This window comes from Neisseria subflava, assembly GCF_024205745.1.
GTDB lineage: Bacteria > Pseudomonadota > Gammaproteobacteria > Burkholderiales > Neisseriaceae > Neisseria > Neisseria flavescens_B.
Map to the genome: position 1 here is coordinate 1,379,769 of NZ_CP073117.1, position 24,263 is coordinate 1,404,031.

Here is a 24,263-nt window from a genome sequence, read left to right on the forward strand (position 1 = left end):
AATTATATCTTTTTTTATCAAAAAAGAATATTGGAATAGGCTGTGTAAAAGGTATTAAAAAAGGCCGTCTGAAGTTTTCAGACGGCCTTTTTTAAATTCCATTTAGTCATTTTCAGAATAAGCACTTAATTTAATTTAAATTAACGTTTATTTCGGAATAAACGGTTATAATTTATTAACAGATAAATAGTCTGTAACCATATCAACCTATATCAAGGAGAAAAGCATGAAAAAACACGATTTTGAAGCACGTCGCGAGGCTTTGCTGAAAGACATCCGAGAAGTGATGGATGATGTGGAAGAGTTGTACCGCAATGGTGTTGAAGCCGGTTCGGAAGAGGGCAGCAAAGCCCGAGCCAAATTGGAAGAAAAATTGGCTGTGGCCAAAGAGCGTTTGAGCCGTTTTGAAGAAGAAGCCGGCGAGCGTCTGCGCCATCATGCCGAGCGTGCGCGTGAAAAATACGAGCAGTTTGAAGAGGCGGCTCAGGAGCGTTTGAAAGAAGGCAAAGAGCGTTTTGCCGAATTTGAAGCCGATGCAGGTGCGCGTTTGAAACGCGGTGCCAAACACGCTGATGAAGTGGTGCATGAAAAACCATATTATGCAATGGGTTTTGCCGCATTAGCCGGTTTGGTTGTCGGTGTGTTGTTGAACCGCCGTTAATGCGAATATGTTAAGGCCGTCTGAACAGGCGTGCACATGAAATCATGGATTTCATTGCGCCGTGCAGACGGCCTTAGCCTTATGTTTCCTGAGAAAAAAAGGATAGTTAAGATGGGAATTCGCCAGCGTTTTGAACATGGCAAGGCTTTGTTGAATCAGGGCGCGGATTTGCTGCTGCTGCGCTTGCAGGTATTGAGCTTGGATTTGACGCGTCAGGCGGAAAATGTGTTCCGGTTGGCGATTTGGCTGGTATTGTCCGGCGCACTGTTGATGGTGGGCTTGGTCGGTTTGCTGTTCGGATTGAACCGCGTGCTGACGGATGTTGCGGCTTTGTGGGTGTTTTTCGGCATTTTCTTCGTGAGTCTGCTGATTATTACCGTATTGTTCCGCAAAGTATCGGCAGATTATCGGGAGCAGGGTAGTCGCGTGGCTGAGACCTTGCAGGATATTCGATCGGATATTGCGTATTTGCGCGGTGAGATAGACAAGGATGCGGACGATGAAGCAACAGGAGTATGAAGAAGCGCGCGAGTTGCTGCTTTTGGAAGCCAAGCTGGTGCGGTTGCGGATTGAAGCGGAAAATTTGAAACTGCGTAAAGCGGAAGAAAGCAAAACACGACAGGGCAATCAGTTGATTAAGCTCGCAGATGTGGCGTATCAGCTGAGCCAAACGCGTTTGTTGTCTCAACGCTCTTTGTTCTCTACATCACGCCGTCGGCATTGGATTTGGCTGGTGTTGGCGGTCATACTGGGTTTGTCGAGATAATCGAGGGAAGAGGTTTGGTCAAAATGATATTTGCGGCGAGTTGTTGGCCCGTGTGAGCCGCTGGTTGAGGACGCTGCGTCATTGTGTTGCTGAAACTGAAACTTTATCTATGTTGAGTATTTTTACAAAAGACACCGGCCGTCTGAACATTTCAGACGGCCTCAATGTTTGGAGTTTCAGATATAATGGCGACAATTTTGAAATTATTAAATGAAGGATAAGTGATGAACCGTTTGTATCCCCACCCGATTATCGCCCGTGAGGGCTGGCCGATTATCGGCGGCGGTTTGGCTTTGAGCCTGCTGGTGTCGATATGCTGCGGCTGGTGGTCTTTGCCGTTTTGGGTGTTTACCGTATTTGCTTTGCAGTTTTTCCGCGACCCTGCGCGTGAAATTCCGCAAAATCCTGAAGCGGTGTTGAGTCCGGTTGACGGCCGTATCGTGGTGGTCGAGCGCGCACGCGATCCGTATCGTGATGTCGATGCTTTGAAAATCAGTATTTTTATGAACGTGTTCAACGTGCATTCGCAAAAATCGCCTGCCGATTGTACGGTTACTAAAGTGGTCTATAACAAAGGCAAATTCGTGAATGCGGATTTGGACAAAGCCAGCACGGAAAACGAACGTAATGCGGTGTTGGCGACTACGGCTTCTGGCCGTGAAATTACTTTTGTTCAAGTGGCCGGTTTGGTGGCGCGCCGTATTTTGTGCTACACCCAAGCCGGTGCGAAACTGTCTCGCGGCGAACGCTATGGCTTTATCCGCTTTGGTTCGCGCGTGGATATGTATCTGCCTGTCGATGCGCAGGCGCAAGTGGCGATTGGCGATAAAGTTACCGGCGTCAGCACTGTATTGGCGCGTTTGCCGCTGACTGCGCCGCAAGCTGAATCTGATCCTAAAGCCGCAGCTCCACAAGCTGCGCCTGCTTCACAAGCGACTCCGGTTGAAACAGTGGCAAACCAATCTACCGAACAGCAGCAAATTGAAGCAGCGGCGGCTAAGATTCAAGCGGCTGTGCAAGATGTGTTGAAAGATTAATAGTCAGTTTTAAATGATTGGTTAAAACAAGAAAAAGGTTTTCAGACGGCCGTCTGAAAACCTTTTTTGTTTGCCTGTCCGATTTTAAAACTTCACGTTTACACCGCCGGTAAAGCTGCGGCCCATTTGCGGCGTATCAGAGAGGAAGCTGCTGTGGGCGTAAACGGATTGGTTGAGCAGGTTGTCGGCTTTGACGTACCAATTCCACTCACCATAGCGCGTATTGCGGCGATAGTTTGCGCCGAGGTTGAGCATATGGTGTCCGGGCGTGCGCGTTTCGTAGCGGGCGAGTTTGTTTTGTGCGAACACGCGGTAGTAGTCCAAGTTGGCATCAATGCGGTCGGTCAGCGAGGCTTTCAGGTGGACGCCAAGGCGCGCAGCCGGAACGCGAGGGGCGTTTTGGTCTTTCTGTGCGATGAAAGGACGGTTGCCGTAGGCATCTTCCCTGCTGGGAAGGGACGGCAGGTTTTTCAGACGGCCTCGTACATAGTCGCCGGAAACGCCGATGCGGTAGCGCGGTGTCGGTTTGAAGTAGATTTCGCCTTCCGCGCCGTAGAAGTCGGCGCCGGATTGGTTGTAGCGCACGAGCTTCATTTCGCTGTCGTCTTCAATGGATTTGGGGCCGCGTCCGTCATTTAAGGTTTGGGCGTAGATGTAGTTGCCGAAGCGGTTGCGGTAGAGCGCCAGATTGTATTGCCAGCGGTCGCCTTCGTAGCCCAGCGCGAGTTCGATATTGTTGGAACGCTCTTTGTTGAGGTGTTTGTTGCCGACTTCAAAAGTGTTGGTGGCGACGTGTTTGCCGTGTGCGTACAGCTCTTGCGTTGACGGCAGGCGTTCCTGATGGGAGGCAGTCAGGCTGAGTTTGTGTTGTGGCGTGAAATACCAGTTGCCCGAAAGTGCGAACGAGCGGGCGGTTTGGCGGTGCGCGCCAAGGTCGGGCAGGGGTTGGTTGTAGTAGTTTTCCCGATCAATCAATGCTTTGTCGTACTGGATGGAGGCTTTTTGTTTTTCCACGCGTACGCCGCCTTCAAGCGTGAAGTTGTCCCAGTTTGCTTGTTCTACACCGAAAAAGCTGTAATGGCGCACATTATTGTCAATCAACATCGGTTGTTGGACGGTTTCAGGAATGGCGGAAAGCGCGCTGGATTTTTGTCCCAAATATTGCACGCCCCAGCTGCCTTTCAGACGGCCTATGGGTTGGTGGCGCAACTCGATACGGGCGTTGTGTGTTTTGTTGTTGAAGAAGTTTTCTACTGCATCGCCTGCTTTTTCGTCGTGGTGGTAGTCGTTGCGGTTTAGGTGTATGCGCAGGGCTTCAAAACCGGGGAGCGGCTGCTTCCATTCGGCGCGGAGTTCATAGCGTTTGTTACGCAGGTCTATCCACGGTTTGCCGTTGTGGGCATGGGCGTGTGCATCATCGTCGTCGTGAAAGCCGCAGCTCAAGCCCGGGTTGTCGTAATCAACGTCTTCTTCGGTCAGAAGGTGCGGATAAAGCTGCAAATAGCGTTTGTTAATCAAGCTCTTTTGCCAGATGATGTCGGCGTGGCAGTCGTCGTAGAGATGGCTGTGGGCAGGCAGGCCGTAGCGGTCGCGACGGTCGCTGTACGCCACGCCGAGGAAACCCTTATCTCCAACCCAAGACAGGCCGATGCTGCCGGTTTTTGAATCGGCATGGCTGTCGGGCAGTCGTTTCAGACGGCCTTCTTCTTTTTGATAGCGCGGTACGGCGTAATCGCCCGATTTGCGGTACAAGCCTTCGGTATGCAGCACGAAGTTGTTACCCAAACCGATATTGATGCCTGCGGATGTCAGTTTTTCCAAATTGCCGCTGCTCAAACGCAATCCGGCTTCGCCCGATACGCCGTTTTCAGGCATTTTTTCGGGAATTTTGCCATCGGCAACATCGACCAAACCGGCCACATTGCCCGAGCTGTATAAGAGCGTAACCGGGCCGCGCAAGATTTCGATCTGTTGCGACAAGGCGCTGTCCACCATGATTGCATGGTCGGGCGAGAAATCCGCCATATCGCCGGTTTCGCCATGATGGTTCAACACTTTAATCCGTCTGCCTGTTTGACCGCGAATAACGGGAGCGGACGCGCCGCCACCGTATTGCGAGGCATGAATGCCCGGTACGCCGTCTAAAGCATCGCCTAGGTTGACGGCTTTTTGACGCAAGGTATCGCCGGAGATGATTTTGTCGGAGGCGGTCGAAGTGTGCAGCAGCCCCGACGTAGCGCGCGGACGGCTTTTACCGACGACGGTAACCTCGTCCAAGTCAACAGACTGTTCGGTTTCATGCGCTTGGGAGAGGATGGGGTGCTGATTAGAAGAATAGATAAAACAATGGGCTTGAGTGTGGTTTGTGTCATTTTAGTTTCTCATCATATTTTAAAAGGCTGTTATTATATAACATTGCATCATTTATATAATAAGATTTTTGAGAAAAAAAGGCCGTCTGAAAACGAAGCGTGGTTTTCAGACGGCCTTCAGCTTGTATGTAGGTTTAAATGAAAATGGAACAATCTCTCTGTTTCCTGGTTTGGGTAAGGCAGAAAGTCATGGCAGATTGTTTGCTTTCATTGAAAGTATTACTTGGTTTCAGTGGCTTTAGCGCCAGCGGTCTCTGCAATCAAATCTAAGAATACCAACGGCTTTTTGCCGATGTTTTTGAGTGCATGGGACTGGCCGGGGCGGGCGATGGTAATGTCGCCGGCGCCGACTTCGATTTGTTTGCCTTCACTGTCGGTAAACAGGCCTTTGCCGGATACGATGATGTAAACGTCTTCATTGCCGGTATGTTTGTGTTGGCCGATGGAAGCGCCCGGCGGCAAGGTGAGCCAGCCGATTTCTTTGAATGCGTCTTGGTCGGCGGTTTGATGGCGAGTGAAGGCAAAGCTGCCGAGCAAGGGGCCTTGGCCTCCGGCTGCATTTTCGCGGTTCCATTCTGCTAAGTCGGCTTTTTTGTACACTTGGATGTTGCGGTCTGTGGGGGTAGTTTGTTCGGCAGCTTGAACGCTGATGGATGTGCCGAGCAGAAGGGCGACAGATAATGCGGCAAATAGTGGTTTCATGGTGGTTCTCCGTTTGTCAGGTTGAGTCAGATAATGCGGATTCCGTTTTCAGACGGCCTGCGGGGTTGAAACGATTAACCCCGCAGGCTTCCCCCCAAGATTTATTTCACATTGCGCAGATAGTTCAACAATAAAGGAACAGGGCGGCCGGTCGCGCCTTTTTCACCGCCGGATTTCCATGCGGTACCTGCGATGTCGAGGTGTGCCCATGGATAGTCTTCGGTGAAGTAAGACAAGAATGTTGCGGCGGTAATCGTGCCTGCCCCCGGCGTGCCGATGTTTGGAATGTCGGCAAAGTTGGATTTGAGTTGGTCTTTGTAGGTCTCAAAGAGCGGCAGTTGCCATGCTTTGTCGTCCACGTTGCGGGAAGCGGCCAGCAGGCTGTCGACTAAATCTTGATTGTTGCCCATCACGCCGCTGACGTCATGACCCAGGGCGATAATGCACGCGCCGGTCAGGGTGGCGACGTCGATAACGGCTTTAGGTTTGAATTGTTCGGCGTAAGTCAATGCGTCGCACAAAATCAGACGGCCTTCGGCATCGGTGTTCAACACTTCGATGGTCAAGCCTTTCATGCTTTTTACGACGTCGCCCGGTTTGTTGGCCGCGCCGGAAGGCATGTTTTCACAAGTGGCGACGACAGCGATGAGGTTGATCGGCAGTTGTAGTTTGACGGCGGCGCAGAAGGTGCTGATAACGGTTGCCGCGCCGCACATGTCGAACTTCATTTCGTCCATGTTCAGGCCGGGTTTGAGGGAAATGCCGCCGGTGTCGAAGGTAATGCCTTTGCCGACCAATACTACAGGCGCGGCTTCTTTGTCGGCCGCACCGAAATAGCTCAGTTCGACCAAATATGGGTCTTCGACGCTGCCTTTGGCGACAGACCAGAACGAACCCATGTTTTCTTTGATGTAGTCTTTTTCAATGATTTTGGCGTGTGCGCCCAGTTTTTCGGCTTCGGCTTTGGCGGTACGCGCGAGGAACTCAGGCGTGCATTCGTTCGGTGCGGCATTGCCCAAGTCGCGGCAGAGGCTTTGTCCGTAAACTTGCGCTTCGGCAACGCGCAGGGCTTCTTTGATGGCGGCTTCGTGTGCGCTGTGGAACACGGCTTCTACAAATTTGGCCGGTTTGGCTTCTTTTTTGTAGCGGTCGAAACGGTAGGCGGCATTGCCGAACGCAATCGCAAACGCTTCGGCAACGGTTGCTGCTTGCGCTTCATCGAAAGCATGAACGTCCACATTGACCGTTTCTTGATTTTGCGCCCATTTGGCGGCTTCGGCTGCGGCTTTGTTCAATGCGGCGCGGTCGGTTTTTTCGAGGCGGACGACGGCAATGGCTTGCAAACCGTTGTCCGTCGGGATTTTGGTGTCGGCGAAATTTTGACCTTCTTCAAGGGAAGCGAAGAGGGCGAGGGCAGTCGGGTTGCTCAGTTGCGATGCTTCGGCGCAGATAAATAATTGCGCACCTGCCTGTTGAGCCTGCAAAGTTTCGGCTTTTGTGCTAAATTTCACGTTTATTCTCCTGATTGGAACGGTTGTCGGTTGTTCAGACGGCATGTTGACCAACCGTCCGAACAGATGAAAATCATTGTACTCCATTTGTGTCATGCCGTCTGAAGCCTTATTAATAAATATAGGTTTCCCATAAACCGTATACCACGCTCAATCTTATGATTTACCAAAGAAACTTTATTAAAGAACTTTCCTTTACCGCCGTCGGCATCTTTGTCGTCCTCTTGGCGGTATTGGTGTCGACGCAGGCCATCAACCTGCTTGGCCGCGCAGCCGACGGGCGTGTCGCCATCGATGCCGTGTTGGCCTTGGTCGGCTTCTGGGTAATCGGCATGACCCCGCTTTTGTTGGTGTTGACTGCATTTATCAGTACGTTGACCGTATTGACCCGCTACTGGCGCGACAGCGAGATGTCGGTCTGGCTTTCTTGCGGATTGGCATTGAAACAATGGATACGCCCGGTCATACAGTTTGCCGTGCCGTTTGCCATTTTGATTGCCGTCATGCAGCTTTGGGTAATGCCGTGGGCAGAGTTGCGCAGCCGCGAATATGCCGAAATCTTGAAGCAGAAGCAGGAATTGTCTTTGGTGGAAGCCGGCGAGTTCAATAACTTAGGCAAGCGCAACGGCAGGGTTTATTTTGTCGAAACCTTCGATACCGAATCCGGCATCATGAAAAACCTGTTCCTGCGCGAGCAGGACAAAAACGGCAACGACAACATCGTTTTTGCCAAAGAGGGCAATTTTTCGCTGACCGACAACAAACGCACGCTTGAATTGCGCGACGGCTACCGTTACAGCGGTACGCCCGGAAAAGCCGATTACAACCGCGTTTCTTTCCAACACCTCAGCCTGATTATCAGCACCACGCCTAAACTCATCGACCCTGTTTCACACCGCCGCACCATTCCGACTGCCCAACTGATTGGCAGCAGCAATCCCCAACACCAGGCGGAATTGATGTGGCGTATTTCCTTGACAGTCAGCGTTTTGTTGTTGTGCCTGCTTGCCGTGCCGCTTTCCTATTTCAATCCGCGCAGCGGCCATACCTACAATATCCTGATTGCCATCGGTCTATTTTTGGTTTACCAAAACGGGCTGACCTTCCTGCGCAACGCCGTGGAAGACGGCAAAATCCATTTCTGGCTCGGACTGCTGCCTATGCACATCATCATGTTTGTGATTGCCGTCGTCCTGCTGCGCGTGCGCAGTATGCCCAGCCAACCCTTCTGGCAGGCGGTGGCCAAAAGTCTGACATTGAAAGGCGGAAAATGAACCTGATTTCACGTTACATCATCCGTCAAATGGCGGTTATGGCGGTTTACGCCCTCCTTGCCTTTCTCGCTTTGTATAGCTTTTTTGAAATCATCAACGAAGTCGGCGATCTTGGAAAAGGCAGCTATAACGGCGCAAAATTGGGGCAGTATGTTTTAATGCAGATGCCTGCGCGCGCATATGAACTGATGCCGCTAGCTGTTTTGATCGGCGGCCTGATTTCCCTCAGCCAACTGGCTTCCGGCAGCGAGCTGACCGTTATCAAAGCCAGCGGCATGAGCACCAAAAAGCTGCTGTTGATTCTGTCGCAGTTCGGTTTGATTTTCGCCATTGCCACCGTTGCGCTCGGCGAATGGGTCGCCCCCACGCTGAGCCAAAAAGCCGAAAACATCAAAGCCGCCGCCATCAACGGCAAAATTAGTACCGGCAATACCGGCCTTTGGCTGAAAGAAAAAAACAGTATTATCAACGTGCGCGAAATGCTGCCCGACCATACGCTTTTGGGCATCAAAATTTGGGAGCGCAACGATAAAAACGAATTGACCCAAGCGGCAGAAGCAGAATCAGCCGTTTTGAATCCCGACGGTAGCTGGCAGCTGAAAAATATCCGCCGCAGCATATTGGGCGAAGATAAAGTCGAGGTTTCTACTACCGCCGAAGAAAACTGGCCGATTTCCGTCAAACGCAACCTGATGGATGTATTGCTCGTCAAGCCCGATCAAATGTCTGTCGGCGAATTGACCACCTACATCGACCATCTGGAAAAAAACAACCAAAATACCCAAGTCTATGCCATCGCATGGTGGCGCAAGCTGGTGTATCCCGTTGCCGCATGGGTGATGGCGCTTGTTGCCTTTGCCTTTACCCCGCAAACCACGCGCCACGGCAATATGGGCTTGAAACTTTTCGGTGGTATCTGCCTCGGTTTGCTGTTCCACTTTGCCGGACGGCTCTTTAGCTTTACCAGCCAATTGTACGGCGTGCCGCCGTTTTTGGCGGGCGCATTGCCGACGGTTTTGTTTGCACTGTTGGCGGTGTATCTGATACGTCGTCAGGAAAAAAGATAAGACAAAATAAACTTCAGGCCGTCTGAAAGGCAATCTTCAGACGGCCTGAGTATTTTGTGTGCAAAAAACAAAATGCTAAAGTAAAATAATACCTTTCCAAACCAATGCGGCTATTGAAAATGTCCCAAACCATCTGCTTGAATATGATTGTCAAAAACGAAGCAGCAATCATCGAAGAAACACTGGCCAACATCACCGACCACATCAAACTTGACTACTACGTCATCAGCGACACCGGCTCGACCGATGATACCGTCGGCGTGATCCGCCGCTTTTTCGATGCAAAGGGCATAGCGGGCGAGGTTCATCATGATGGTTGGCAAAATTTTGCATACAACCGCAATCAGGCGTTGAAACACGCAAAAGGAAAAACCGATTACGTGTTGATTTTTGATGCGGACGACCGCTTTGAAGGCAAATTAGAATTGCCCGAGTTGACCGCCGACCGTTACCGCCTCCGCATGAGAAATGCCATGGGCAGCGTGGTTTATTACCGTCCGCTGTTGTTGCGCAATGACGGTACATTCTACTGGCGCGGCGTGTTGCACGAGTTTATCGAAACCGACAAACAAGATACCAGCGAAGCCACGCTTCATGGCGACTATACGGTTCTCAGCGGCCGTTTCGGCGCGCGCAGCAATATGGCGAACAAATACCTGCTTGACGCTGTTTCTTTGGAAAAAGCGTTTTACAGCCCTGAAGATGAAGACCTGAAACCGCGTTACGCCTTTTATGCAGCGCGTTCTTATTGGGACTCTGATATGCCCGAGCGTGCGAGCGAATGGTTTAAAAAACGCATCGAGTTGGGCGGTTGGGTTGAGGAAGTGACGGTTTCTTACCAACAGCTGGGCGAGTGCTACAAATTAATGGGCAAACGCGATGAAGCCTTGGCGACTTGGTTGGCAGGTTACGATTACAACCCGCACCGTGCTGAGTGTCTCTACCTTGCGCAAACCATGCTGCGTCAGGAAGGGAAATATCGTATTTCCCATGCGATCGGCCTGATGGCGAAACGCATTCCGTTCCCAACAGACGATATTCTTTTTGTTCAAAGCAATGTTTATCAGTTGGACATCGACTATGAATTGTCGGTTACCGCCTATGCGGCCGGCGATTTGCGCCAAGGCTACGAGTCTTGCCGCCACTTGCTCTTGCTTAATGTACGCGAGGAATTGACCACGGTAACCATGCAAAATATGTGGCTCTACCGCGAACACGCGCAAACCGAAACGCGCGAAGTGTTGGAGCAGCTGGTGGCCGTAATGCAGCCTTATGCCGCGCAGGGTGGACGTTTGGCAGAAGTGACCGAATATTTTGCCGATATTTTGAAAAACCGTTAATCGGCACTTTGACCCAGCCGTCAGGCCGTCTGAAAGGAAATTTTTTGAGCAAGCGCAATCTGTTTTCCGTCGATAAATCTTTGGAGCAGCCCGAACGCGTCCTCTTGGTTGGCGTAATGCTGACGGCGGATTATTCCGGCGCAAACGAAACGCGCGAGCGCGGCTTTCAGACGGCCTTGACCGAAGCGGCAGAATTGGTGAGCGCGGCCGGTGGCGATTTGGTTTCTATCGAAACTTCACGCCGCGACAAACCGCATCCGGCTTTGTTTGTCGGTACGGGCAAGGCGGAAGAGTTGGCGGCAGTGGTCAAGCAGCATGATGTCGGGCTGGTCGTGTTCAACCACGAACTCACGCCGACACAAGAGCGTAATCTGGAAAAAGAGCTTCAATGCCGTGTCCTCGACAGAGTAGGTTTGATTTTGGCGATTTTCGCCAAACGCGCCCAGTCGCAGGAAGGTAAGTTGCAGGTGGAGTTGGCCCAGCTGAACCATTTAAGTGGACGGCTGGTACGCGGTTATGGACACCTGCAAAGTCAGAAGGGCGGCATCGGCTTGAAAGGGCCGGGTGAAACCCAGCTGGAAACCGACCGCCGTTTAATCGGACAAAAAATCACGGCATTGAAAAAGCAGCTTGCCGATGTCCGCAAACAACGCGCCACACGCCGCAAATCGCGCATGAGCGGCCGTCTGAAAACCTTTGCCATTGTCGGCTATACTAATGCCGGAAAATCCAGCCTGTTCAACCGTTTGACCAAAGCGGACGTATTGGCGAAAGACCAGTTGTTCGCCACTTTGGATACCACTGCGCGTCGGCTTTTTTTGTCGCACGAGGCGAGCGTGATTTTGACCGATACCGTCGGTTTCGTCCGCGATTTGCCGCACAAGCTGGTGTCGGCGTTTTCTGCTACTTTGGAAGAGACGGCAATGGCGGATGTGCTACTGCATGTTGTTGATGCCTCCAATCCCGATTTTGAACGGCAGATGGACGATGTCAACGAAGTCTTGGAAGAAATCGGCGCGCATGAAATTCCGCAATTGGTGGTGTACAACAAAATTGATTTGCTGCCGTCGGGTATGCGTGAGGCAGGCATTTTGCGCGACAACTCCGGGCATGCCGTCGGCGTGAATGTTTCCGTTGCCGAAAGTTTGGGCTTGGACGGTTTGCGCGAAGCGATGATTGAATTGGCTGTACAGCCAAGTGATTGATAGTATGGAATGAAACAAGGCCGTCTGAATGTTCAGACGGCCTTACCGTAAAATTTTAAATCCGAGGATTATGCCGACAGAGGGCTTTTCTTTTTGAACACGCTTTCGTAAAGCATCCAAGCGGCGAGGCTCAGGTATACGGTGCTGGACAAAATGCCGATAACGGCAAAGATAGGCATAAGGCGATCAATCATGGTGAGGTTTCCCAATAAGTTAGTGTTATAAGTAAATGTGTGTTTTTTATTTCCGTCTTCGCGGAATGCCTAAAGTATGCTGCTTAAATGGATTAAGGTCAATAAAAAATGTATTGGGATTTTTAAAAAAGTTCCATTTTCACATTAAAATAATTGGAAGTTTTTAAAGATAAACGGTATTTATATGTTACCGTTCATTATATGATAAACGGTCAATACTTTGTTTTCCATATTTTTTATAAAATTCGACAGTCTATTAATTCAAAAGTAAATGAAATGAGGCGGAAAAACGCTTTTTGCTAAAATGTAACACCCTGAGATGATTGTTTCAGGCCGTCTGAAAAATAAATCGAACACATTATGACATCTTCCACACATCCCCAAAAAAACTGCTTCCATTGCGGACTTGAAGTCCCGGAGCATCTGCATCTGACGGTTCGTTTTGAAGACGAAGAACACGAAACCTGCTGCGCCGGCTGCCAAGCGGTGGCGCAGAGTATTATTGATGCAGGTTTGGGCAATTATTACAAACAGCGTACTGCAGACGCGGAAAAATCCGAATTGCCGCCACCGGAAGTGTTGTCGCAATTAAAACTATATGACTTGCCCGAAGTGCAGGCTGATTTTGTTGAGGTTGGTGCAGGGGATGAGCGCGAGGCGGTGTTGATGCTGGGCGGCATTACCTGCGCCGCGTGTGTGTGGCTGATTGAGCAGCAGTTGTTGCGCATGAAGGGCGTGGTGCGCGTGGATTTGAATTACAGCACCCACCGTTGCCGCGTGGTGTGGGACAGTGCCCACATCGAATTGTCGGACATTCTGCTTAAAATCCGCCAAACCGGTTATACCGCCGCGCCTTATGATGCGCAAAAAATCGAAGCGCAGGCGCAGAAGGAACGCAAACAGTTTATCGTCAGATTGGCCGTGGCCGGTCTGGGTATGATGCAGACGATGATGTTTGCCCTGCCGACTTATTTTTACGGCGGTGACATCGAGCCGCTTTATTTAGAAATCCTGCATTGGGGCGGCTTTTTGATGGTGCTGCCCGTTGTGTTTTACAGTGCGTTGCCGTTTTACCGCGGCGCATGGCGCGACTGGAAAAACCGCCGTGTCGGCATGGATACGCCGATTGCCATTGCCATTGTGATGACTTTTATCGCCGGTATTTACAGCTTGGCTACCAACGCAGGGCAGGGCATGTATTTTGAATCCATCGCCATGCTGCTGTTTTTCCTGTTGGGCGGGCGTTTTATGGAACAGATTGCCCGACGCAAAGCAGGCGATGCGGCGGAGCGGTTGGTTAAATTGGTTCCGGCATTTTGCCACCGTTTGCCGTCTTATCCTGAAAGCGAAGCCATCGAGGAAGCCGCAGTCGTCCGCCTCAATATCGGCGATACGATTGTTGTGAAACCCGGCGAAGTCATTCCGGTGGATGGTACGGTTTTATCCGGCGAGAGCGAAGTTAATGAAGCCATGTTGACCGGCGAAAGCCTGCCCATTGTGAAAAGGCCGTCTGAAAAAGTAACCGCCGGCACGCTCAACACCAGCAGTCCTTTAATCATTCGCACCGACCATACCGGCGGCAACACGCGCCTGTCCCATATCGTCAAACTGCTCGACCGCGCGCTGGCGCAAAAACCGCGTGCCGCCGAGTTGGCCGAAAAATACGCGTCCAGTTTCGTGTTTGGCGAACTCTTGCTTGCGATTCCTGTTTTTATCGGTTGGGCTTGGTATGCTGATGCGCACACCGCCTTGTGGATTACCGTTGCCCTGCTGGTCATTACCTGCCCATGCGCCTTGTCGCTCGCTACTCCGACCGCACTGGCCGCTTCGACTGGCGCACTTGCCAAAGACGGTATTCTTATCAGCGGCAAACAAAGCCTGGAAACGCTTGCCCAAATTGACGATGTCGTGTTCGATAAAACCGGTACGCTGACCAAAGGGCAGCTTTCCGTCAGCCGTATGTTGCACGCAGGCCGTCTGAACGAAGCCCAAGCCCTTGCTATCGCCCAAGCATTAGAACAGCAATCCGAACACCCCATCGCCCGTGCCATTTTGAACCATACGCTTTCAGACGGCCCTGTATCCGCGCTTGATGTGAAAGTGCAGCAACGGGTCAACCGTATCGGACACGGCGTCAGTGCGCAAATCGAATTTGATGGCGAAACCCAAGTTTGGGCTTTGGGCAAAGCGGCGTTTGTTTCGGAAATCGCCGGTAATCTGCCCGAAGCCTTTGCCCATATCGACCACACAGGCGGCATTATTTTCTTGGGCAATCAAAGCGGTTTTCAGATGGCCTTTTTATTGGAAGACCAAATCAAAGACAGCGCCGCTGAAATGTTGCAAAACCTGAAACAGCACGGCATCCGTCTGCACCTTTTAAGCGGCGACCGTCAGGCTGCCGTAGCCCAAGTCGCGCAAGAACTGGGTTTGGATGCCTATCGTGCCGAAGCCACGCCTGAAGACAAGCTGGCTTATGTAGAAAATTTGCAAAAACAAGGGCGTAAAGTCATGATGATCGGCGACGGTATCAACGATGCTCCCGTCCTTGCCCAAGCCGACGTATCGGCTGCCGTGGCTACGAGTGCCGATGTGGCACGAGACGGTGCGGATGTGGTTTTGCTCAATGATGATTTGAACGTTTTGCCCGTGATGATGGAACAGGCACGCCGCACTCATCAAATCATCTGCCAAAACCTGACTTGGGCGAGCGCATACAATCTGGTTGCCGTTCCGATGGCCGTGTTTGGTTACGTTACCCCGTGGATCGCCGCGCTCGGCATGAGTTTCAGCTCGCTGCTGGTGTTGGGCAATGCCTTGAGATTGTTGAAAACCAAAAAGGCCGTCTGAAAACGGCAAATCCATTGCTCAAACGAAAGAATACGCCATGCCTAAAGCCACTTTTTATACACACGTCGCCCAGCCGGCCGCCTTTGCCTGCCGCCTGATTGCGCGCGTCATACGCGATGGCGGGCAGATTTTGGTGTGGTCTGATTCTGCTGCGGCAGTACAGCAACTAGACGTTGATTTGTGGCAGCAGATTCCCGAAAGCTTTATTCCGCATGAAGTCTGGCTGCCTACCGACCCCATGCCGTCTGAAACGCCGGTATTGCTTGCGTTTGGAAATGCATTACCGAATATTCCGCAGGATTGCACGGTTTTAAACCTGTCTGCCGATTTTTGGAGCCAAGCCCCGGCCATTCCAAACCGTATTCTTGAAATTGTGGGCAACAGCTTGGAAGATTTGGCCGAAGCCCGAGACCGTTTTCGAGCTTATCGTCAGAGCGGATTTGAGATTGAGCATTTTTCGAGAGAAGGGAAGGATTGAGGGTTGAAGATATTCAAGGCCGTCTGAATATAAACAAAGGGACATTTTGATGATGTCCCTTTATTTTTTAGATTGATTATCGGAAGGCTTCGCGCCATATGCCATAAAATATGAGGCAACAGCAGAAAGAGTAGAAATAGTGGAAAAAGCGTTCAAAAAGGGAGGTATTGGCAAGATACCATTGAACAGACTGATGGTGGTGTTGGGGATTTTTGAGGATTAAGTTGGGGAAACGGGCAATCGAAGGTACGGCAAGCAAGTCAAACAGATTGAGGAAGACTGTAACCAATAATGAAAACCCGATTGCCTCATGAAATACGTCGAATGGCTGTAATGACAGGGTGTGTGTAAATAGGGAGGCTAGGGCAGGTTTGTTGGACATCCATAAATAAATCAGCCCACCGATAGACAGGTAAAGCGCCAACCGGGCCCATATGGACAGCTTGCGTGGCAAATAGAGGATAAAGAATAAGTTGAGCAGGATAAAGAAAATAGGAAAAACAGATTTCATGGGTTTGTTTGCTTACAGTTTGGTATTTAAAGCTGTTAAGGGAAACGCATTACTGCTTGTATGAAGGGCTGCCTTAGGAAAAGACAGTCTGAAAAGACCATTCTATTTTAGGCCGTCTGAAAAAGATTTGCGTAAGAGCAAGGGTTTCAGACGGCCTTAAGTCTTTTTGAAGTCAAAATCCGATGGTTCAGGATTCGGTTTTTGAGGCCGAGTTGGCGAAATAGCGGTTGGATACCGGATTGAAGATGAGGAGCAGCAAAACAGGGTGGAGAATGGATTGAATAATGATTTGTTGAAAGCTATAGCTCGCCATATCGCTATACACCATGATCAGCGAAGCGGCCGCTAGCACAACAGCCAGCCAACGGGCAGTACGGTTGCCTGAAAGCAGACCAACGGCAATAAATACCGGCAAGGAAAGGAGGATGAAGTATAGGGGCATAGACAGCCACCAAGGCAGGAAAGGGAATGCTAAAGCTGCAACCTCTATCAGTAAATCGCCCGAATAAATCGCAAGAGCAACAGTAGTAAAGCAAGTAAGGGCAGTTAGGATGAAATAGAGAACTGCGGTGATGGTAACAGGGACTGGACGTTTCATGTAATAAAAGCCTTGGAGGGATATCGGGGATAAGGATTGAAATCGGCATCGGCCAAACCTTGTTATTGAAGGCGATAGCCGTCTGAAAGCAGGCTATTCGTCTTTCTCAAATGAAGAAAGCTTGATAATGGCAGGCTGGAAGACTGCAACCAAATAGATCATGATAGGAAGGATGAGATACGTAAAAGGAATATCTGCGCGAAATAGTGCAATCAGAAAGGCAAGGTATAAGGTCAGCAGGGCGATGAAAATAACGCTCTTTTTCCATGTCGCCTGGCGGATTTCTTTTGCAGTCGGTTGCTTATAGCGGACTTTTTTGTGGCAGGTCGGACATTCTTTAATGCTCTTCAATCCTTTGAATGCATTACCTCGAATCGGATTGGAGCAATGCGGACAAGAGAATGGGGACGGTTTCATTATTTTTTATTGGGCTGTATTAAGGTATTGCCCATCCGGGAAAATGGGTTGGATGGGCAATGTATATGTTTATTCGTCTTTTTCAAAAGATGAAAGTTTGTTTTGAATCGGGATAATGTAGTAGACGAGAAAGCCTATAACTAATGCCGTACTGATATATGGGGGAAATGTACCAAACAGGCTGATCAGTATTGCCGCTACGATGCAGACGACTACTACAAAAATAGCGAAAGGCTTTAGTAAAGCTTTAAAATATTCGCCAACAGGCGGTTTTTTGAATTTGACTTTTTTATGGCAGGAAGGGCATTCTTTAACTGCAGCCAATCCTTTAACCAATCCGCCTTGGATCGGGGCATGGCAGTGTGGGCAGGGGAGTGAAGGATTAAGATTGTTCATTGTATTCAACCTGACTTATGGTTTGGAAAGGTGATATCGATGTTGTCGATACCACCCACTATTTATTGGAAACGATAGGCTTATTGGGAGTATTTTTTGCCTAAAGCTTCGGCTGCTTTTTGTATTTCTTGATTGGCTGCACGCAGGGTTTCTTGCAATTTTTGAGATTTTTCCTGGAAATCTTTGGCAAATTTGAGCGAATCTTTATCTTTGCCGTCGATAGTCAGCTCAGAAGCATGTTTGCCTGCATAAATCATCATGTTGTTGGCAGCACTGCTGACTTGTAATGCACGATCCAGAACTGCTTTGATTTCAGGATCTTTGATGTCGAGGGCAGCTGCGCTCTGATGGAATTGTTCCAGTGCGGCAGTCAGTTTGTTCATCTGCTCCAAAGCTTCTTTTTCTTTATTTTGGTTAGCCAAGTTTTGCAATTCTAGGCCTAGCTGAGTAATTTTTTGAGCTTCTTCACCAGTGGTGAAGTGAATGAATTTTTGCAATTCGGCAAGACCGTCTGGGGATTTTTTATCGGAAATGACGATAGGTTCGGCCAGTTTAGGATCTGCTTCCGGGAATTCGCTCAGGGCTTTTTCGTATTTGTTGGCCGGGCTAGATTCGCTTTGGGCAACTTGTTCTGCCGGTTTGTCGCTGCTGCCTTTATTGCCGGAGTCTCCGCAAGCTGCCAGTAGGGAAGCGGTCAAGATCAGCATACCGAATTTGTTTAATACGTTCATATTAGGATTCCTTCTTAAGTTAGGGGAAAATTGGGGAAAATTTGTTTTTATTGATGAGCGTAGATAATTATTTGTACTTTTGTTCTATTTTATTACAAATTTGTTTATTTTTCTCAAATTAGGTTAAGTGGTATGTTTTTGGAATTAAACGGCAAGGTGGGGTGGATATACTGTTTTGAGCAGAAGTGGATGTATTGCGCATCATAGAATTATTGATTGATATGATGGAAATAAAAAGGCCGTCTAAAACAATAAAGTTTCAGACGGCCTTTTCGACTGGCTGGAATCAGTTGCCCAAGTCAAATGCTTTATGCAGAACGCGGGTAGCCAGTTCCATGTATTTTTCGTCAATCAGGACGGATACTTTGATTTCGGAAGTTGAAATCATTTGGATGTTGATGCCTTCTTCTGCGAGGGTGCGGAAGATTTTGGCGGCTACGCCGACGTGTGAACGCATGCCCAAGCCGACTGCGGAGACTTTGCATACGGTGTCGTCGCCGTCGATGTAGGCGGCGCCGATGCTGTCTTGGCGTTGTTGCAGCAGTTCGATGGTTTGTTTGTAGTCGCCGCGCGGAACGGTGAAGGAGAAGTCGGTTGTGCCTTCGCTGCCGACATTTTGGATGATCATGTCGACTTCGATATTGGCATCGGCCACTGCGCCGAGGATTTGGTAGGCAACGCCGGGTTTATCAGGTACGCCGCGTACGTTGATGCGTGCTTGGTTTTTGTCGAATGCGATACCGGTTACGGCTGCTCTTTCCATGTTGTCGTCCTCTTCAAAGGTAATCAGGGTGCCGTTGCCGCCATCTTGCAGGCTGCTGAGTACGCGCAGGCGCACTTTGTATTTTCCGGCGAATTCTACGGAGCGGATTTGTAAAACTTTTGAGCCGAGGCTGGCCAATTCGATCATTTCTTCGAATGTGATCGTGTCCATGCGGCGTGCTTCGGGTACGACGCGCGGGTCGGTGGTGTAAACGCCGTCCACGTCGGTGTAAATTTGGCATTCGTCGGCTTTGAGGGCTGCGGCGATGGCAACGGCAGAGGTATCCGAACCGCCACGGCCGAGGGTTGAGATATTGCCTTCGCTGCTGATGCCTTGGAAACCGGCTACGATAACGACTTTACCGGCGGCCAAATCGGCACGCATTCTTTCGTCGTCGATGTTTTCGATGCGGGCTTTGGTGTGGGAAGTGTCGGTTTGGAGGGCGACTTGCCAGCCGGTGTAGCTTTTGGCGTCAACGCCGATGTCTTTCAGCGCCATGGCCAGCAGGCCGATGGTCACTTGTTCGCCGGTGGCAAGGACGACGTCCAGCTCGCGCGGATCGGGATGTTCTTGCATTTCGTGCGCCAGGGCGACCAGTCGGTTGGTTTCGCCGCTCATGGCAGATACGACGACTACGATGTCGTGTCCTTCGGCGCGGGCTTTGGCGACACGTTTGGCTACGTTTTTGATGCGTTCGGGCGAGCCTACTGATGTGCCGCCGTATTTATGTACGATTAACGCCATGTTTCGTGCTTTCTTGTGGGGGGTTGTCGGGCAGCTTGGTTTGCTGGAAAAAGGGTTATTATTACTATTTTTTACATGGAATTCAAGGATAGAACGCGCTTTTTTGAGTAAATGCGCATAAATGGACGGGGTTAAAAAAGGCCGCCTGAAATCTTTCAGACGGCCTTGCTGCTTATCGGGACAAAAGGGCGGCCTGCTGGTGTTGAACCAATTCGGCAATGCCTTTGTGCGCGAGGGCAATCAGCTTGCCCAATTCTTCGATGCTGAACGGTGCGCCTTCGGCCGTGCCTTGGATTTCGATGATTTTGCCGGATGCGGTCATGATGATGTTAACGTCGCTGTCGCAGCCTGAATCTTCGGGGTAGTCCAAGTCCAAAAGCGGTACACCGCTCACCACGCCTGCAGAAACGGCGGCAACGGCTTCACGGATGGGGTTTTCGCTGATAAGGCCGTCTGAAAGGAGTTTGTCTACGGCGATTTGCAGGGCAACGTAGGCACCGGTAATGGAAGCGGTACGCGTGCCGCCGTCGGCTTGGATGACGTCGCAGTCAATCAGGATTTGGCGTTCGCCGAGTTTTTCCATATCGACGACAGCGCGCAGCGAGCGGCCGATTAGGCGTTGGATTTCTTGTGTGCGGCCGGATTGTTTGCCCGCGGCAGCTTCACGGCGCATACGGGAGGCAGTGGACGCCGGCAACATGCCGTATTCAGCCGTTACCCAGCCTTGTTCTTTACCGCGCAGAAAAGGGGGAACGTTTTCGTCGATGGAGGCAGTGCAAATCACTTTGGTGTTGCCGCACTCGATAAGGCAGGAACCATCGGCATGTGGCAGGAAATTGGGGGTGATTTTAATGTTGCGCAGGCTGTCGGCGGCGCGGCCGGTACGGGTGTAGTCGCTCATGATGGTCCTTTGGGGAGAATAAAAAACAGGTTGCCTTGAATTATAGAGGAATTTGGCACCAAAGGCCGTCTGAAAATCGTCGGTCGGGTGTGTTATAGTGTCCATACTTTCACTCGTATTTGGAAACGGAGTAAAACCATGGCTACAAGACGAACTATTCAAATCCACAGCATGACCGGCTTTGCCAATGCCGCAGGCGAATGCGGCGGCAAGCGGATTAATTTGGAAATCCGCGCGGTCAACCATCGTTATTTGGATGTCCAATTCCGTATGCCGGAAGAGTTGCGTTATTTGGAAGGTGCATTGCGCGAACAGATTGCCGCGGCTGTGGCACGCGGTAAACTGGAATGCCGCGTCCAGCTACAAGATGCGGCTTCGGGCGGACAGACTTTGGAAGTCAATCAGGATTTGGTCGCACAGCTGGCGCATTTAAACAAAGAATGGCGCAAGGAACACAATTTCGGCAAGCTGAGCGTGGCCGATGTTTTGCGTTTTCCCGGTGTTTTGGCAGGCCAGAGTGAAGACTCCGAGGCTTTGGCGAAAGGTGTTAAAGATTTATTGACCGGCGCGTTGAAAGAGTTTACAGCCGCCCGCAAACGCGAGGGCAAAAAACTGGGTGAACATTTGCTGCAACGTCTGGACGGCATGGAAGAGATTGTGGATGCTTTGAACGAATTGTTCCCAAGCCTTTTGCAGGCGCATATGGATAAAGTCAAAGCCCGTTTGGCAGAAGCCGTCGGCAACATCGACAACGACCGCTTACAACAAGAATTTGCTTTGTTTATTCAAAAATCCGATGTGGATGAAGAATTCAGCCGTTTGCGTACCCATATCGCCGAAGTGCGCCGCATTGTTACCGAAGGCAAGGGCAGCGCAGGTAAACGTTTGGACTTCTTAATGCAAGAGTTGAATCGTGAAGCCAATACCTTGGGTAGCAAAGCCATCGCCGCCGAATGTACGCAAGCTTCTGTTGAACTGAAAGTCTTAATCGAACAAATGCGCGAACAGGTTCAAAATATCGAATAAATCGATGATTAACGGATAGGATAAGGCCGTCTGAAAAGTTTCAGACGGCCTTTGTGTTGATATTGGGTGGAATCGGTGCGGTTTGTTTTTAAACATTATTGGATGGTAGGTTTCCTGTTACGCTACTGTAATTGCACACAAGAGTTAACATGTGTTAAATTATGGCAATTATTGTCATGATAAAAACATACAAAGGAGTAAAAACATGAACTTTCTGACCGCTATCAGCCGACAAATGACCCGCGTCACCGCCCTGATTATCGTCCTTGCCTCCATCATCGCCTTTATCGAGCCTACCACTTTTTCGTGGGTGAAAGGCGATACGCAAGTCGTTGTACTCGGCATCATCATGCTCGGTATGGGCATGACTTTGGGCAAAGAAGATTATCAAATTTTGGCGCAACGTCCGCTCGATATTTTCATCGGTGCCATCGCCCAATACACCATCATGCCGCTGCTTGCCATCGGTATTGCCAGAGCCTTCGATCTGTCGCCCGGATTGACGCTGGGTTTGGTTTTGGTCGGTACTTGTCCGGGCGGTGTTTCGTCCAACATTATGAGTTTTTTGGCTAAAGGCGATGTTGCCTTTTCGGTTGGTATGACCACTGTTTCCACCGTCCTCGCGCCTGTGATGACGCCATTGTGGATGACTTATTTGGTCGGACAAACCGTCGAAATGGACGGCTGGGGTATGTTCAAGTTTATGTTGCTCGTTACCCTGTTGCCTGTCGTTATCGGCTCTGCCGCCAATATCTTGCTGCATAAAAAACACTGGTTTGAAGACGTGCGCGCTATTATGCCCGCCGTTGCCGTTGTCGCGTTTGCCTGTATTGTCGGCGGCGTTGCTGCCGTTCATGGCCACCGTTTCGCCGAATCCGCCTTCGTTATGGTACTCGCCATCGCTGCCCACAACATCGGCGGCTATATTCTTGGCTATTACAGCGGCGCGCTGACCGGCATGAACACTGCTAAAAAACGCACCCTTGCCATCGAAGTCGGCGTACAAAATGCCGGACTTGCCACCGGTTTGAGTGCTAAATTCTTCCCCGGTAATGCTGAGTCTGCCGTTGCCGCCGCAGTTGCCTGCGTTTGGCACTCTGTATCGGGAACGGTTTTGGGCAATTTGTTTGCCTGGTGGGACAAGCGCAAGCAATAAGCTGTAAATATTGCCAAATGACAAAAGGCCGTCTGAAATATTTCAGACGGCCTTTTGATTGCCTTTTATCAATGCGCTTTATGCGTCGTGCTGTACACGATTTTGTCTGTTAAAGCCATGGCGAGGGCGGAAATCAGGAAGCAGATGTGGGTAATACATTGCCACATGATTTGTTTTTCCGATAAATTGTCGGCGTTGAGGAAGGTTTGCAGCAAATAGATGGAAGAGATGCTGATGATATGGACAGTTTGACCTTCAAAACCGAAGCATTGACGTGGCTGAGCCATTCGGGTTGGTTGGGATGTTCGTCAACATGGAGGCGGGAAACGAAGGTCTCGTAGCCGCCGACGATGACCATCGTTAACAGGTTGGCAATCATCACGATGTCGATCAGATTCAACACGGCGATCTGTCATCCATAATGCCGAAGTTGGAGATCAAGTACCACAGGGATTTGAGGAACTTACAGGCATAAATGACTTGGGCGATAATCAAGCCTATATAAATCGGCAGTTGCAGCCAGCGGCTGGCAAAAATGAAATGCGCGAAGATGCCCATTCGTTCGTGGGCGGTGCGTTTGGTCGGGGTGGAATGTTCCATATAATGTGTTGTGTGTAGGGAAGATAAGGGGCGGCATTTTAATGGAAAAATTTTCAAGCTGTAATTTGAGCGGCTGAATTTAAAAAGAAAGGCCGTCTGAAAACAGAATAAGGTTTCTTGTTTTCAGACGGCCTTGTAGGTTGTCAGGACAGGCAAACACGCGCAAAATCGCTTTGCTTTTTAGAGATGGACATTATGCTTGCAGATTCGTTTTTTTATTATCTGGTATTGGTCGGCTTTGCCGCCGGGCTGATGGATGCGGCCGTTGGCGGAGGCGGGCTGTTGCAGATTCCCGGATTGTTCAACCTATTGCCAAACGCTACGCCTGTGGCCTCGGTGATGGGTGTCAATAAATTTGCTTCCTGCTGCGGCACTTTGACTGCGACAGGGCAATATCTGCGCCGAATCCCCGTGCCGTGGAAAATGCTGCTGCCTGCCGCGGCGTTGGCATTTGCCGCTTCATATTTGGGCGCGAAAACGGTGGTGTATTTCCCCGTGCAATACATGAAACCGGCGATGCTGGTCATCATGATTGCCATGTGTCTGTACACTTTTTTGAAAAAAGACTTGGGGCAGACAGTGCGCACTGAAAAGCTGACACGCCGCGAAACCTTATGGGGCTTATTTTTCGGCGCGTTAATCGGGTTTTACGACGGCGTGTTCGGGCCGGGAACGGGCAGCCTACTGGCTTTTGTGTTCGTCCGCTTTTACGGCTACGATTTTTTAGCGGCGAACGCCTCGGCAAAGGTCATCAATTCGACTACCAATCTTGCCGCGCTGGCGTTTTTTATCCCGCAAGGCCATGTCGTGTGGGCATGGGCGATACCGTTGGCGGTGGCAAATTTATGCGGCGGCGTGGTTGGTGCGCGCTTGGCAATACGCGGCGGAACCAAGCTGCTGCGTTACGGATTTATGTTGCTGCTGTGCCTGACTATTGGGAAGTTTGCTTGGGATTTATTGGGTTGA

Annotated in this window: 25 protein-coding genes and 2 pseudogenes; 13 read left to right on the forward strand and 14 right to left on the reverse strand. The window is 50.4% G+C overall.

Annotated features, from left to right (window positions below; all coding sequences use genetic code 11):
• The first annotated feature begins 226 nt into the window (after positions 1-226).
• The 4 genes from KCG55_RS06630 (at position 227) to KCG55_RS06645 (ending at position 2,464) form a co-directional block, all read left to right on the forward strand.
• Positions 227-661, forward strand: a complete 435-nt coding sequence (locus KCG55_RS06630; protein WP_003686098.1) for a DUF883 family protein — start codon at positions 227-229, stop codon at positions 659-661.
• Positions 662-772: 111 nt separating this feature from the next.
• Positions 773-1,180, forward strand: coding sequence for a phage holin family protein (locus KCG55_RS06635; RefSeq protein WP_254322455.1), 408 nt, complete (start codon positions 773-775; stop codon positions 1,178-1,180).
• Positions 1,161-1,427 (forward strand): hypothetical protein, encoded by a 267-nt coding sequence (locus KCG55_RS06640; RefSeq protein WP_254322456.1) that lies wholly within the window; start codon positions 1,161-1,163, stop codon positions 1,425-1,427. The genes KCG55_RS06635 and KCG55_RS06640 overlap by 20 nt, the downstream gene beginning before the upstream one ends.
• A 224-nt stretch (positions 1,428-1,651) precedes the next feature.
• Positions 1,652-2,464, forward strand: a complete 813-nt coding sequence (locus tag KCG55_RS06645) for a phosphatidylserine decarboxylase (protein WP_254322457.1) — start codon at positions 1,652-1,654, stop codon at positions 2,462-2,464.
• 84 nt (positions 2,465-2,548) lie between these two features.
• Here the strand turns inward: KCG55_RS06645 and znuD are convergent.
• From znuD to KCG55_RS06660, 3 genes and pseudogenes are all read right to left on the reverse strand, one after another.
• Positions 2,549-4,836 (reverse strand): annotated as a pseudogene (gene znuD / locus KCG55_RS06650) (TonB-dependent zinc receptor ZnuD).
• A gap of 219 nt (positions 4,837-5,055) precedes the next feature.
• Complete coding sequence (locus KCG55_RS06655) at positions 5,056-5,538, reverse strand: cupin domain-containing protein (protein ID WP_254322459.1); 483 nt, start codon at positions 5,536-5,538, stop codon at positions 5,056-5,058.
• A 101-nt stretch (positions 5,539-5,639) separates the two neighbouring features.
• Positions 5,640-7,049 (reverse strand): leucyl aminopeptidase, encoded by a 1,410-nt coding sequence (locus KCG55_RS06660; RefSeq protein WP_254322461.1) that lies wholly within the window; start codon positions 7,047-7,049, stop codon positions 5,640-5,642.
• 158 nt (positions 7,050-7,207) lie between these two features.
• Between KCG55_RS06660 and lptF the strand changes: the two genes are divergently transcribed.
• The 4 genes from lptF to hflX all read left to right on the forward strand — a co-directional run bounded on the left by lptF (position 7,208) and on the right by hflX (position 11,935).
• Positions 7,208-8,323: an LPS export ABC transporter permease LptF gene (gene lptF / locus KCG55_RS06665; protein WP_254322463.1), complete on the forward strand. Its 1,116-nt coding sequence runs from the start codon at positions 7,208-7,210 to the stop codon at positions 8,321-8,323.
• Positions 8,320-9,390, forward strand: a complete 1,071-nt coding sequence (gene lptG, locus KCG55_RS06670) for an LPS export ABC transporter permease LptG (RefSeq protein WP_254322465.1) — start codon at positions 8,320-8,322, stop codon at positions 9,388-9,390. Before lptF ends, lptG begins: the two co-directional genes overlap by 4 nt.
• Positions 9,391-9,509: 119 nt before the next feature.
• Positions 9,510-10,730: a glycosyltransferase gene (locus KCG55_RS06675; protein WP_254322467.1), complete on the forward strand. Its 1,221-nt coding sequence runs from the start codon at positions 9,510-9,512 to the stop codon at positions 10,728-10,730.
• Positions 10,731-10,774: 44 nt separating this feature from the next.
• Positions 10,775-11,935, forward strand: coding sequence for a GTPase HflX (gene hflX / locus KCG55_RS06680; RefSeq protein WP_254322468.1), 1,161 nt, complete (start codon positions 10,775-10,777; stop codon positions 11,933-11,935).
• A gap of 68 nt (positions 11,936-12,003) precedes the next feature.
• Here the strand turns inward: hflX and KCG55_RS10585 are convergent, their stop codons facing one another.
• Positions 12,004-12,129 carry a hypothetical protein gene (locus KCG55_RS10585; RefSeq protein ID WP_003678791.1) on the reverse strand — a complete coding sequence of 42 codons (126 nt, stop codon included), beginning with the start codon at positions 12,127-12,129 and terminating at the stop codon, positions 12,004-12,006.
• A gap of 360 nt (positions 12,130-12,489) precedes the next feature.
• On the opposite strand from KCG55_RS10585, the gene KCG55_RS06685 reads away from it, so the two are divergent.
• Together KCG55_RS06685 and KCG55_RS06690 are read left to right on the forward strand one after the other, a co-directional pair.
• Complete coding sequence (locus KCG55_RS06685; RefSeq protein WP_254322469.1) at positions 12,490-14,976, forward strand: heavy metal translocating P-type ATPase; 2,487 nt, start codon at positions 12,490-12,492, stop codon at positions 14,974-14,976.
• A 37-nt stretch (positions 14,977-15,013) separates the two neighbouring features.
• Entirely contained in the window at positions 15,014-15,454 is a 441-nt protein-coding gene (locus tag KCG55_RS06690) for a DNA polymerase III subunit chi (protein WP_254322471.1), read from the forward strand.
• Between the two features lie 76 nt (positions 15,455-15,530).
• On the opposite strand, the gene KCG55_RS06695 is transcribed toward KCG55_RS06690, so the two are convergent.
• The 7 genes from KCG55_RS06695 to rph form a co-directional block, all read right to left on the reverse strand.
• A complete protein-coding gene (locus KCG55_RS06695; RefSeq protein ID WP_254322473.1) occupies positions 15,531-15,965 on the reverse strand; it encodes a hypothetical protein in 435 nt (144 codons plus the stop codon).
• Positions 15,966-16,152: 187 nt separating this feature from the next.
• Positions 16,153-16,563, reverse strand: coding sequence for a hypothetical protein (locus tag KCG55_RS06700; protein WP_254322475.1), 411 nt, complete (start codon positions 16,561-16,563; stop codon positions 16,153-16,155).
• A gap of 93 nt (positions 16,564-16,656) precedes the next feature.
• Positions 16,657-16,980 carry a dimethyl sulfoxide reductase gene (locus KCG55_RS06705; protein ID WP_254322476.1) on the reverse strand — a complete coding sequence of 108 codons (324 nt, stop codon included), beginning with the start codon at positions 16,978-16,980 and terminating at the stop codon, positions 16,657-16,659.
• A 69-nt stretch (positions 16,981-17,049) separates the two neighbouring features.
• On the reverse strand, positions 17,050-17,376 hold the full coding sequence (locus KCG55_RS06710; RefSeq protein WP_223168895.1) for a purine permease: 327 nt from the start codon (positions 17,374-17,376) through the stop codon (positions 17,050-17,052).
• Positions 17,377-17,456: 80 nt separating this feature from the next.
• A complete protein-coding gene (locus KCG55_RS06715) occupies positions 17,457-18,107 on the reverse strand; it encodes a hypothetical protein (RefSeq protein ID WP_254322478.1) in 651 nt (216 codons plus the stop codon).
• Positions 18,108-18,393: 286 nt separating this feature from the next.
• Entirely contained in the window at positions 18,394-19,614 is a 1,221-nt protein-coding gene (locus KCG55_RS06720) for an aspartate kinase (RefSeq protein WP_004519299.1), read from the reverse strand.
• 172 nt (positions 19,615-19,786) lie between these two features.
• Complete coding sequence (rph, locus tag KCG55_RS06725; RefSeq protein ID WP_254322479.1) at positions 19,787-20,515, reverse strand: ribonuclease PH; 729 nt, start codon at positions 20,513-20,515, stop codon at positions 19,787-19,789.
• Between the two features lie 138 nt (positions 20,516-20,653).
• On the opposite strand from rph, the gene KCG55_RS06730 reads away from it, so the two are divergent.
• Positions 20,654-21,541: a YicC/YloC family endoribonuclease gene (locus KCG55_RS06730; protein ID WP_283255519.1), complete on the forward strand. Its 888-nt coding sequence runs from the start codon at positions 20,654-20,656 to the stop codon at positions 21,539-21,541.
• A gap of 205 nt (positions 21,542-21,746) precedes the next feature.
• Positions 21,747-22,697 (forward strand): bile acid:sodium symporter family protein, encoded by a 951-nt coding sequence (locus KCG55_RS06735; RefSeq protein ID WP_254322481.1) that lies wholly within the window; start codon positions 21,747-21,749, stop codon positions 22,695-22,697.
• A gap of 68 nt (positions 22,698-22,765) precedes the next feature.
• Here the strand turns inward: KCG55_RS06735 and KCG55_RS06740 are convergent, their stop codons facing one another.
• From KCG55_RS06740 to KCG55_RS06750, 3 genes and pseudogenes are all read right to left on the reverse strand, one after another.
• Complete coding sequence (locus KCG55_RS06740) at positions 22,766-22,984, reverse strand: hypothetical protein (RefSeq protein WP_254323666.1); 219 nt, start codon at positions 22,982-22,984, stop codon at positions 22,766-22,768.
• 14 nt (positions 22,985-22,998) lie between these two features.
• Positions 22,999-23,076 (reverse strand): annotated as a pseudogene (locus tag KCG55_RS06745) (YqhA family protein); the annotation flags it as partial.
• A gap of 17 nt (positions 23,077-23,093) precedes the next feature.
• Entirely contained in the window at positions 23,094-23,297 is a 204-nt protein-coding gene (locus KCG55_RS06750; protein WP_254322483.1) for a YqhA family protein, read from the reverse strand.
• Between the two features lie 195 nt (positions 23,298-23,492).
• Between KCG55_RS06750 and KCG55_RS06755 the strand changes: the two genes are divergently transcribed.
• A complete protein-coding gene (locus tag KCG55_RS06755; protein WP_254322485.1) occupies positions 23,493-24,263 on the forward strand; it encodes a sulfite exporter TauE/SafE family protein in 771 nt (256 codons plus the stop codon).

Bases quoted from the DNA above. Each gene is read 5' to 3' on its own strand.
- KCG55_RS06645 (WP_254322457.1), top strand. From the start codon at position 1,652: ATGAACCGTTTGTATCCCCACCCGATTATCGCCCGTGAGGGCTGGCCG.
- KCG55_RS06640 (WP_254322456.1), top strand. From the start codon at position 1,161: ATGAAGCAACAGGAGTATGAAGAAGCGCGCGAGTTGCTGCTTTTGGAA.
- KCG55_RS06655 (WP_254322459.1), bottom strand. From the start codon at position 5,538: ATGAAACCACTATTTGCCGCATTATCTGTCGCCCTTCTGCTCGGCACA.
- KCG55_RS10585 (WP_003678791.1), bottom strand. From the start codon at position 12,129: ATGATTGATCGCCTTATGCCTATCTTTGCCGTTATCGGCATTTTGTCC.
- KCG55_RS06740 (WP_254323666.1), bottom strand. From the start codon at position 22,984: ATGGCTCAGCCACGTCAATGCTTCGGTTTTGAAGGTCAAACTGTCCAT.
- KCG55_RS06720 (WP_004519299.1), bottom strand. From the start codon at position 19,614: ATGGCGTTAATCGTACATAAATACGGCGGCACATCAGTAGGCTCGCCC.
- KCG55_RS06755 (WP_254322485.1), top strand. From the start codon at position 23,493: ATGCTTGCAGATTCGTTTTTTTATTATCTGGTATTGGTCGGCTTTGCC.
- KCG55_RS06710 (WP_223168895.1), bottom strand. From the start codon at position 17,376: ATGAACAATCTTAATCCTTCACTCCCCTGCCCACACTGCCATGCCCCG.
- KCG55_RS06635 (WP_254322455.1), top strand. From the start codon at position 773: ATGGGAATTCGCCAGCGTTTTGAACATGGCAAGGCTTTGTTGAATCAG.
- KCG55_RS06715 (WP_254322478.1), bottom strand. From the start codon at position 18,107: ATGAACGTATTAAACAAATTCGGTATGCTGATCTTGACCGCTTCCCTA.
- KCG55_RS06750 (WP_254322483.1), bottom strand. From the start codon at position 23,297: ATGGAACATTCCACCCCGACCAAACGCACCGCCCACGAACGAATGGGC.
- KCG55_RS06675 (WP_254322467.1), top strand. From the start codon at position 9,510: ATGTCCCAAACCATCTGCTTGAATATGATTGTCAAAAACGAAGCAGCA.
- lptG (WP_254322465.1), top strand. From the start codon at position 8,320: ATGAACCTGATTTCACGTTACATCATCCGTCAAATGGCGGTTATGGCG.
- KCG55_RS06690 (WP_254322471.1), top strand. From the start codon at position 15,014: ATGCCTAAAGCCACTTTTTATACACACGTCGCCCAGCCGGCCGCCTTT.
- KCG55_RS06735 (WP_254322481.1), top strand. From the start codon at position 21,747: ATGAACTTTCTGACCGCTATCAGCCGACAAATGACCCGCGTCACCGCC.
- KCG55_RS06730 (WP_283255519.1), top strand. From the start codon at position 20,654: ATGGCTACAAGACGAACTATTCAAATCCACAGCATGACCGGCTTTGCC.
- KCG55_RS06705 (WP_254322476.1), bottom strand. From the start codon at position 16,980: ATGAAACCGTCCCCATTCTCTTGTCCGCATTGCTCCAATCCGATTCGA.
- KCG55_RS06685 (WP_254322469.1), top strand. From the start codon at position 12,490: ATGACATCTTCCACACATCCCCAAAAAAACTGCTTCCATTGCGGACTT.
- rph (WP_254322479.1), bottom strand. From the start codon at position 20,515: ATGAGCGACTACACCCGTACCGGCCGCGCCGCCGACAGCCTGCGCAAC.
- KCG55_RS06630 (WP_003686098.1), top strand. From the start codon at position 227: ATGAAAAAACACGATTTTGAAGCACGTCGCGAGGCTTTGCTGAAAGAC.
- lptF (WP_254322463.1), top strand. From the start codon at position 7,208: ATGATTTACCAAAGAAACTTTATTAAAGAACTTTCCTTTACCGCCGTC.
- KCG55_RS06695 (WP_254322473.1), bottom strand. From the start codon at position 15,965: ATGAAATCTGTTTTTCCTATTTTCTTTATCCTGCTCAACTTATTCTTT.
- KCG55_RS06700 (WP_254322475.1), bottom strand. From the start codon at position 16,563: ATGAAACGTCCAGTCCCTGTTACCATCACCGCAGTTCTCTATTTCATC.